Genomic DNA, 7,457 nt, shown 5'->3' with positions numbered 1-7,457 from the left:
TTCTTTTTCTTATTCGGTAGTGGCATAGAGATAGTCTTAACAGGTAAGAATTGTGCTTATTTGAGCAGCGTTAGCTCAAAAATGGAGGTGCGGCATGCCTGGTATTGTGCTTATTGGAGCTCAATGGGGTGACGAAGGTAAAGGCAAAGCAACAGATTTAATTGGTTCAAAGGTTGATATTGTCGCACGTTTTAATGGCGGTAATAATGCCGGACACACTGTTGTTGTTGGCGATAAATCTTATGCATTACATTTACTTCCAAGCGGAATTATCAGCCCTAATGTTACGCCTGTAATTGGTAATGGTGTTGTTGTTGACCCAGAGGTATTGCTTGAAGAAATTGACGCTTTGGAATCTCGCGGTGTAGATTGCTCGCGCTTGCTTGTGAGCGAAGCCGCGCATGTTATTACTCCGTATCATCGAGTTATTGATAAAGTAACTGAGCGTTTCCTTGGTAAACACAAGATCGGCACGACTGGTCGTGGTATTGGACCTACTTACGCGGATAAAATTAATCGTGTTGGTATTCGAGTGCATGATTTATTTAATGCTGATCACTTGCGCGACAAAGTTGAAGCAAGTTTGCATCAAAAGAATCAAATGCTTGTAAAACTTTATAATCAACATCCTATTGATATTGATGCAGTTACCGCTCAACTTGTGGAGCTTGGCAAACGCTTGAAGAAATATGTTGCTGATACTTCATTAGTATTGAATGAAGCAATGGATGAAGGCAAAACTGTGCTGTTTGAAGGTGGACAAGCCACAATGCTTGACGTCGATCATGGCACTTATCCGTTTGTAACTTCTTCAAACCCTACTGCTGGTGGCGCTTGCACGGGTACTGGTGTTGGTCCTACTCGTATTACGCGCGTAATTGGAGTAGCGAAAGCGTATATTACTCGTGTTGGTGAAGGTCCATTCCCAACTGAACTTTTGGATGAGCAGGGTGACTGGTTGCGTGAGCAAGGCCATGAATATGGTGTTACAACTGGTCGTCCTCGTCGTTGTGGATGGTTTGATTCTGTAGTAAGCCGTTATGCAACTCGCGTAAATGGTTTGACGGATATTGTTCTTACTAAGCTTGACGTTTTGACTGGTTTGAAGGAAATCCCAGTTTGCGTGGCTTATGATGTGGCTTTGTCTGATGGAACAGTTCAGCGTATGGAAGAAATGCCTGTAGATCAATCACTATTTGCTTCTGCGAAACCAGTATACGAGATGCTTCCAGGCTGGAATGAGGATATTTCTCAAATCCATAAGTTTGAAGATTTGCCTCAAAATACGCAAAGTTATGTAAAGCGTTTGGAAGAGCTTTCTCATTGCCGTATTTCTGCTATTGGAACTGGTCCGCAGCGTGATCATATCATTAGTGTTCACTCACTAACTGACTGAAATTGTTTATTATTTTATGATCAACTTAGCAAAACGGCACTTCTCGATTGGGAGTGTCGTTTTGGTTTATGACGATAATTTCAAAAAGAGTGAAAATGAGTAAAATAAGCGGGAAAAATAAAAAAAATAATTGTCGATTATACTTTTTAGTTTTTATTGGTGGTACATGTGGAGCTTTCGTGCGCGCAGTAATTTCTTCTTATGCGCACACGATTCACCAAGTAGACGGACAATCATTTATATTTGGCCAGCTTACTTTAGGGACTTTTTTGTCAAATATGATTGCATGCTTTATTTTTGCTCTTGTTACTGCAATATCTGTTAAAGCTTTAACGCAAGAAAAGCAAACTTTGTATAAATATGCGCTAGGAACAGGCTTTTGTGGCGGATTGTCGACTATGTCTACTTTCGCGTTTGAAAGTGCAATGTCTTTTATGGCTCCACGCATGACGCTTGTTGTTTTGGGCATGCTTTTTTCGCTGCTTTTTGGCGTTTTTATGGCTTTTGTTGGTAATTGGGTTGGAGCAGGAATTGCGAATTGCATGAATAAAAAGCAAAGTCGATCTGTTGCAGAAGCTAATACTAAGGTGATGAAGTGATGAATTCTTTATACGTTTTTATTATGTTTATTTTGCCTTGCTTTTTTGGCGGTTTAGGTGCTGTTTTAAGATGCGCAATGACTAAAAAAATTTCAGCTGCTCATAAAAGCGAAGTTCCAGTTGCAACGCTATTTATCAATTGCGTTGCTTCATTTGCTATAGGTGTTGTGTCTAATGTTTTCATGGTTGCAGCTGCAATATGTGGAGTACGTTTTGCTTATTTGATGATTTTGGGATTTTTGGGTGGATTTTCCACGTTTTCTACTGCAATTTTTGAAGGTGTGGATCTTATTCAAAGAAAGCGCATAAAAGATGGAGTGTTCTTGCTTTTTGCAGAACTTATTGTTCCATTCTTTGCTGCTTCTGTTGGGTATATTGTTTCGCAAATATTGTTACTGCACGTAATTTAGTATTTAGAAGTTAAGTGTTGTGCGCAGAATCGAGTTGTAGTGAAGTTTAAGAATGCATTGAGCTTTTTAAGCAATAAGTTAAAGCAAATATCAAAAACTTTTTGCCAGCTTCGTTGGAAAGTAATATTAGCTGGGATATTTGTCGGCGCTGTTTCTGGTTCATTAGTAGCTTCTTACAGGCTTGGTATTGAATACGGTACGGATTTTGCGCGTTGGATGTATTTACAAATCCGGCATAACGCATGGTGGATTTTGCCATGTTTAATTTTTGCTGTAATTGCAGGTCTAATTATTGGCTGGATGAGTCGTAAAGAAAGTATGGCTTCTGGAAGTGGTATTCCTCAAGTCGTGGGATATGTTAATCGCGGTTTGAATATGCGATGGCACACGATTCTGCCAGTGCGTTTTGTTGGTGGTTTACTTGGTTCTTTATTTGGATTGTCTCTTGGACGTGAAGGTCCATCTATTCAAATAGGTGCATGTGGTGCTCAGATGTTGTCTCGAATTTTCCGTAAAGGTAGGCGTGACGATATTAAAGAGCATTATGTGGTAACTGCTGGAGCTGCAGCCGGCTTATCTGCTGCGTTTTCTGCGCCACTTTCTGGAGTTATGTTTGCTATGGAGGAGATTCAGCACGGCTTAACTTCAATTGTTCTTATAGGAGCTGCTGCAGCTGCTTTATGTGCTGATTTTGTTTCGCAAACTTGTTTCGGATTGCGTCCAGTTCTTGATTTTGGCCAGATTCCAGATTTGCCAATGAACTTGCATATTTGGATTATTCCTCTTGGTATTTTTGCAGGTTTTGTAGGCTCGATAATGAATCGTTCGTTACTTGGTTTGCAAACATTATACGGATATTTGCCAAAGTGGATGCCTGTTGCTATTGCTTGCTTAATTGCAATACCAGTTGGCTTGTTCCTGCCTGAAGTTCTTGGTGGCGGATCTAATTTAGTGCGACTTTCTGAATATGGAAAAGCAAGTCTTGCAATGCTTTGTTTGCTATTTGTGGCAAAAATGTTGTTTACTTCTACGAGTTTTGGCTGTGGTGCTCCTGGCGGTATTTTTATGCCTATTCTTGCAGTAGGTGCGCTCGCAGGTGGTGTTGCTGCGCGCTGGATTACTAGCGTTTCAGCATTTGGCATTGATACAAAATTTGTATCTGTGTTTGCAGTTTGCGTTATGGCTGGTACGTTGTCTGCATCTGTAAAAGCTCCACTCACTTCGATTTTGCTTACTGTTGAAATGTCTGGAACTATGATTCATACGCTCCCAGTTGCAGCTTCTGCATTTATCGCATTGCTTATTTCAGATATTCTAAAAACTAAGCCAATTTATGGTGAGTTACTTGAACGCTATATGAAAGTTAATAAAGATTTAGTATTGCCATCTGTAAATTCTGTAAAATAGATGTTTTTATAGATAATTTTTGTGCAATATTTGCTTATTCTTAATATTTCCTGAGCTTTTAACCACATTGCATGAATATTGTTGAAAACTCATTGCTGTATGCGTTTCAATAGGCGCATGAGTATGAATATGAGTGTAAACAATAAATCAATTGGCGTTAAGCAGATTGATAAGAATTATAACAATGGCGAAGCTGTAGGCGCATTTGGAGATGTTAAACGTTATGTTTATCCTCCTCAAGTTGCAGATAAATCTATATACGAATCTGTGTCTAATGGTGTAAAAATTGCGCCATGTATAGCTGACGATCATACTGTTATGACTCTTTTGCCTAAGAGTTCTCAAGATGTGGAGAGTTTTCAAAATACTGAACGCTCGCAAGATATTTCTATTAAGCATAAATCTCGTATGTTTAATAATGCTGAAGAAGATAATCTTATTGCGCGTGATTCTTTAGATCCATTGCCTAAAAATATTTTGGTTGGAATGTCTGCTGCAGATGGCATTGGGCTAAGCACTTCTCTATCTATTCTTTCTCGCTATATAAGTGAACAAGGCCATAGTGTTGCTCTTGTAGATGCTGATTTGACTCATGGCGGTTTAGACGTTCTGCTTGGTTTGGAATCAGATGAAGGTCGCAGGTTGCAAGAAGTTGATGCTCCCTTAGGTAGATGCGATGGCTATGTGTTGCGCAATGAGCTATTACATTGGGATAATGTGGATGTTTTAGCATTTTCTCCATGGCATGGTAAATATCCTGAACCTTGGGTTTTAGAGGCTGCTATTAGAGGTCTAGCTGATGCTGTTGATGTAGTTATTGTAGATATAGGTTCTGGCGAGACTGCTATGAAGTCTTACCGTAATATTCCGCAATTTATTGACAGTGCGACTCTTGCTGCGGTTGAGCTATCTGTGCTTGATTTAGCAAGGTTTAGAGCGTTGCTACAAAAATTAGATACTTTGTGTGATTCTGGCGTAAAGTTCAACAAATTTGCTGTTGTGGGATTGCCTCCTCGTGGTTTAACGCAAAAATCTTATGTTTTAAGTATCGATGAAGCTTCTGAATATCTATCAACTACATTTCTTGGTTCTTTGCAACACGATGCTCGCATGTACACCGACATTATAGGGGGCTACGGTATTCGAAATGTGCCATCTTCAATGAAGGAAACCATGAAACGCATAAATAATTGGCTTATCGGAGATGTTATATCAAATACAAAAAATGCTGTAACTAAATATCGTCGTTCGCAATATCGTCGTTCGAAATACTCAAGAGGTAAATATGATCGTAAATAATATTCGTGATATCGATTTTGGAATTCTGCAGGAATTTGCCAATGACGTAAGAGTCACAGACATGGTTGTAAGCGAGTCTGGTCGTGTGTGGGTAGATTGTGGGCAAGGTCTTAAGGAACGCGCAACTCGAGTTCCGCTTAACAACCCTGCTTTGTTAAGAGAATATGCTGTATGGCTTTGTGCACAATTAGGCAAAAGACTGGATGATGCGTGTCCTATTGCTGATGCTTCAAGTACTTCTGGCATTCGCATACATGCTGTTTTAGCGCCACTTGTATCTCAAGGAGCAGCATTGTCAATTCGTTTTCCTTCAATTAATCGTTATGATCTTGTTTCTTTGAGTGATCAAGGCATGTTTCCAAAAGAATTGTCTTGTATTCTAAGCGTTCTAGTTAAAAAGCGAGCAAATATAATGATCACTGGAAGTACTGGATCTGGGAAAACCACACTTATGAAGGCTTTGTTGGCTGCTGCTGATTGCGAAGATCGTATTGTATCTGTTGAAGAAATTAGAGAGCTTGGCGAGTTGACACAAAATCATGTTTCGTTAAGTGCGCGAGAAGCTAATGTAGAAGGTGTAGGAGAAATTGGCTTATCTCAATTAGTAAAAGCAACATTAAGAATGCGCCCGGATCGCATTATTCTTGGTGAATGTCGTGGGGAAGAAATTGCTGATTTGTTGAGAGTGTTTACTTCCGGGCATAAGGGTGGAATGACAACTCTTCATGCAGATGAAATAGAAAAAGTTCCCGCTCGTCTTATGGCATTAGGGTTATTGGCTGGGTTGGAGCCTGCAGCTTTATGTGCTTTAGCTGCTGGAGCATTCGATGTTGTTATTCATGTAGAGAGATCCTCTAACGGGCGTCGAATGATCAAAGAACTCGGTATTCTGCAATACGCTTCTAGCGTTTCGTTGCTGTGCGGCGTTCCAGTTTTGCAATTATCTTGTGGAATTGACGGCAGTATTGTTATGAAATTTTTGCCTGCATGGGTTAAGTTTTCAAATTATTGGAATCTTCCCGGGAATATGGCCAGCATATGTGTTGACAGTTCAAATAATTAGTAGTCGATTGTGTTGCTTGGAGCGTAAAAATGGATATTGAAGAAGTTCTTGCTGGAATGATTGCTGCATTACGTTCTGGTTCTACTTTTGCAATGATTGTTCACAGTGACTCTAAGTCTCAACAATGTATTTGCAGTAATGCAGTTAATACAAAAATTATTTATAAATGGCTTTATGAACGTTGTTTTCCAAAGAAGCGCAATATGAATAAGACTCAACGTCGTCAGCTTGAAAAACATATGCATACTGTTTCTGAAAGTCTTATGGCTTCATATGAATTGAGTAATACTCTTGGTTGCGCTATGGCAGAATGTGTGGAAGCTACGGCAGCGTCATATCATGCTCAGAAGCGTGCAGAAGATTTACGTGCTGACGTAGCTGCAATGCCAAAAGCAACAATAAAATTACTTACTGCTCTACCTATTTTGGCTCTTTTTGCTGGTGAATTACTAGGTGGTCACCCTATTTTGATGTTAATTACAACAGTAAATGGATGGATTTTATTAACAATAGGTGGAATATGTTATGGATTGGGTTTGGCGTGGGTTAGTTCTATGTTGCAAATATCTCAGCATGCAATGGATGCTACTTCGCTGGAAGGATGATTTATGGAATCCACAAAGCAGCTTTTGTTTATCATCCCATTGTTTGTTGTAATTGTTTGGCAATGGGTGAGTTTGAAATTAGAGTGCGATTCATTAGATAATCGTATGCGCTTTAACAGTAAAATTATGCTATTTAAATACGAATGGCGTAATTCAAAAGTTTCATATGTAGATCCTCTTCTTGGTTTACATATGATTATTGTTTCACTTCGTAGTGGTGTTGCTATTACTAGGGCTCTTAGTGCTGTTGGGCAAGTGTTTCCTTGCGGTCAAGGCATGTGGCTTTGCTCTGTTTCCAATGCTTTACTTGCAGGAGATACGTGGCATGAAGCATGGTCTTCTACTTATACTAGACAAGATGATTTTGAATTAGAAAATAAATCAAAATTTACTAATCGTAAAAACTTAGATTCTTCAGAAATATTAGCTAGATGGTTAATGACATCTTTAAAAGAATCATGGTGTTATGGTTCATCTCCAGTTCCTGTATTGTCTGCACTTGCTCAACATTATGAGAGAAATATGGCCAATATTGCTAGACAAGAAAGTTCTAGGTTGTCTGTGCGATTGCTGCTTCCTGTTGGATTATGTTTTTTGCCATCTTTTATATGCATAGGAATTTTGCCAACAGTTATGTCACTTATGCGCTAGCTTTTTAAAAATAAATTTCTAGAAAAA

General features: G+C 39.2%; 8 protein-coding genes. All 8 read left to right on the top strand.

Going from position 1 to position 7,457, the window contains the following annotated elements; genetic code table 11:
* Positions 1 to 94 precede the first annotated feature (94 nt).
* The 8 genes from A5294_RS04690 (at position 95) to A5294_RS04655 (ending at position 7,430) form a co-directional block, all read left to right on the top strand.
* Positions 95 to 1,396 (top strand): adenylosuccinate synthase, encoded by a 1,302-nt coding sequence (locus A5294_RS04690; protein ID WP_012913739.1) that lies wholly within the window; start codon positions 95 to 97, stop codon positions 1,394 to 1,396.
* Between the two features lie 95 nt (positions 1,397 to 1,491).
* Positions 1,492 to 1,995: a CrcB family protein gene (locus tag A5294_RS04685; RefSeq protein ID WP_004574196.1), complete on the top strand. Its 504-nt coding sequence runs from the start codon at positions 1,492 to 1,494 to the stop codon at positions 1,993 to 1,995.
* Positions 1,995 to 2,405 (top strand): CrcB family protein, encoded by a 411-nt coding sequence (locus A5294_RS04680; RefSeq protein WP_004574195.1) that lies wholly within the window; start codon positions 1,995 to 1,997, stop codon positions 2,403 to 2,405. Before A5294_RS04685 ends, A5294_RS04680 begins: the two co-directional genes overlap by 1 nt.
* A gap of 57 nt (positions 2,406 to 2,462) precedes the next feature.
* Positions 2,463 to 3,812 (top strand): ClC family H(+)/Cl(-) exchange transporter, encoded by a 1,350-nt coding sequence (locus tag A5294_RS04675; RefSeq protein ID WP_231880195.1) that lies wholly within the window; start codon positions 2,463 to 2,465, stop codon positions 3,810 to 3,812.
* Between the two features lie 123 nt (positions 3,813 to 3,935).
* Positions 3,936 to 5,111 (top strand): hypothetical protein, encoded by a 1,176-nt coding sequence (locus tag A5294_RS04670; RefSeq protein ID WP_064340589.1) that lies wholly within the window; start codon positions 3,936 to 3,938, stop codon positions 5,109 to 5,111.
* Positions 5,098 to 6,174 (top strand): CpaF family protein, encoded by a 1,077-nt coding sequence (locus A5294_RS04665; protein WP_064340588.1) that lies wholly within the window; start codon positions 5,098 to 5,100, stop codon positions 6,172 to 6,174. The genes A5294_RS04670 and A5294_RS04665 overlap by 14 nt, the downstream gene beginning before the upstream one ends.
* A gap of 29 nt (positions 6,175 to 6,203) precedes the next feature.
* Complete coding sequence (locus A5294_RS04660) at positions 6,204 to 6,779, top strand: type II secretion system F family protein (protein WP_064340587.1); 576 nt, start codon at positions 6,204 to 6,206, stop codon at positions 6,777 to 6,779.
* 3 nt (positions 6,780 to 6,782) lie between these two features.
* Positions 6,783 to 7,430: a type II secretion system F family protein gene (locus A5294_RS04655; RefSeq protein WP_064340586.1), complete on the top strand. Its 648-nt coding sequence runs from the start codon at positions 6,783 to 6,785 to the stop codon at positions 7,428 to 7,430.
* The last annotated feature ends 27 nt before the right edge of the window (positions 7,431 to 7,457 follow it).

The sequence above is a fragment of the Gardnerella sp. 30-4 genome, from assembly GCF_001641215.1.
Taxonomy (GTDB): Bacteria; Actinomycetota; Actinomycetes; order Actinomycetales; family Bifidobacteriaceae; genus Bifidobacterium; species Bifidobacterium leopoldii.
Note: the sequence above shows the minus strand (reverse complement) of the source record. Positions and strands in the feature narration are given on the sequence as shown.

What these genes read in the sequence shown, in the direction of transcription:
- A5294_RS04655 (WP_064340586.1), top strand. Translation starts at nt 6,783, where the DNA reads ATGGAATCCACAAAGCAGCTTTTGTTTATCATCCCATTGTTTGTTGTA.
- A5294_RS04660 (WP_064340587.1), top strand. Translation starts at nt 6,204, where the DNA reads ATGGATATTGAAGAAGTTCTTGCTGGAATGATTGCTGCATTACGTTCT.
- A5294_RS04670 (WP_064340589.1), top strand. Translation starts at nt 3,936, where the DNA reads ATGAATATGAGTGTAAACAATAAATCAATTGGCGTTAAGCAGATTGAT.
- A5294_RS04680 (WP_004574195.1), top strand. Translation starts at nt 1,995, where the DNA reads ATGAATTCTTTATACGTTTTTATTATGTTTATTTTGCCTTGCTTTTTT.
- A5294_RS04690 (WP_012913739.1), top strand. Translation starts at nt 95, where the DNA reads ATGCCTGGTATTGTGCTTATTGGAGCTCAATGGGGTGACGAAGGTAAA.
- A5294_RS04665 (WP_064340588.1), top strand. Translation starts at nt 5,098, where the DNA reads ATGATCGTAAATAATATTCGTGATATCGATTTTGGAATTCTGCAGGAA.
- A5294_RS04685 (WP_004574196.1), top strand. Translation starts at nt 1,492, where the DNA reads ATGAGTAAAATAAGCGGGAAAAATAAAAAAAATAATTGTCGATTATAC.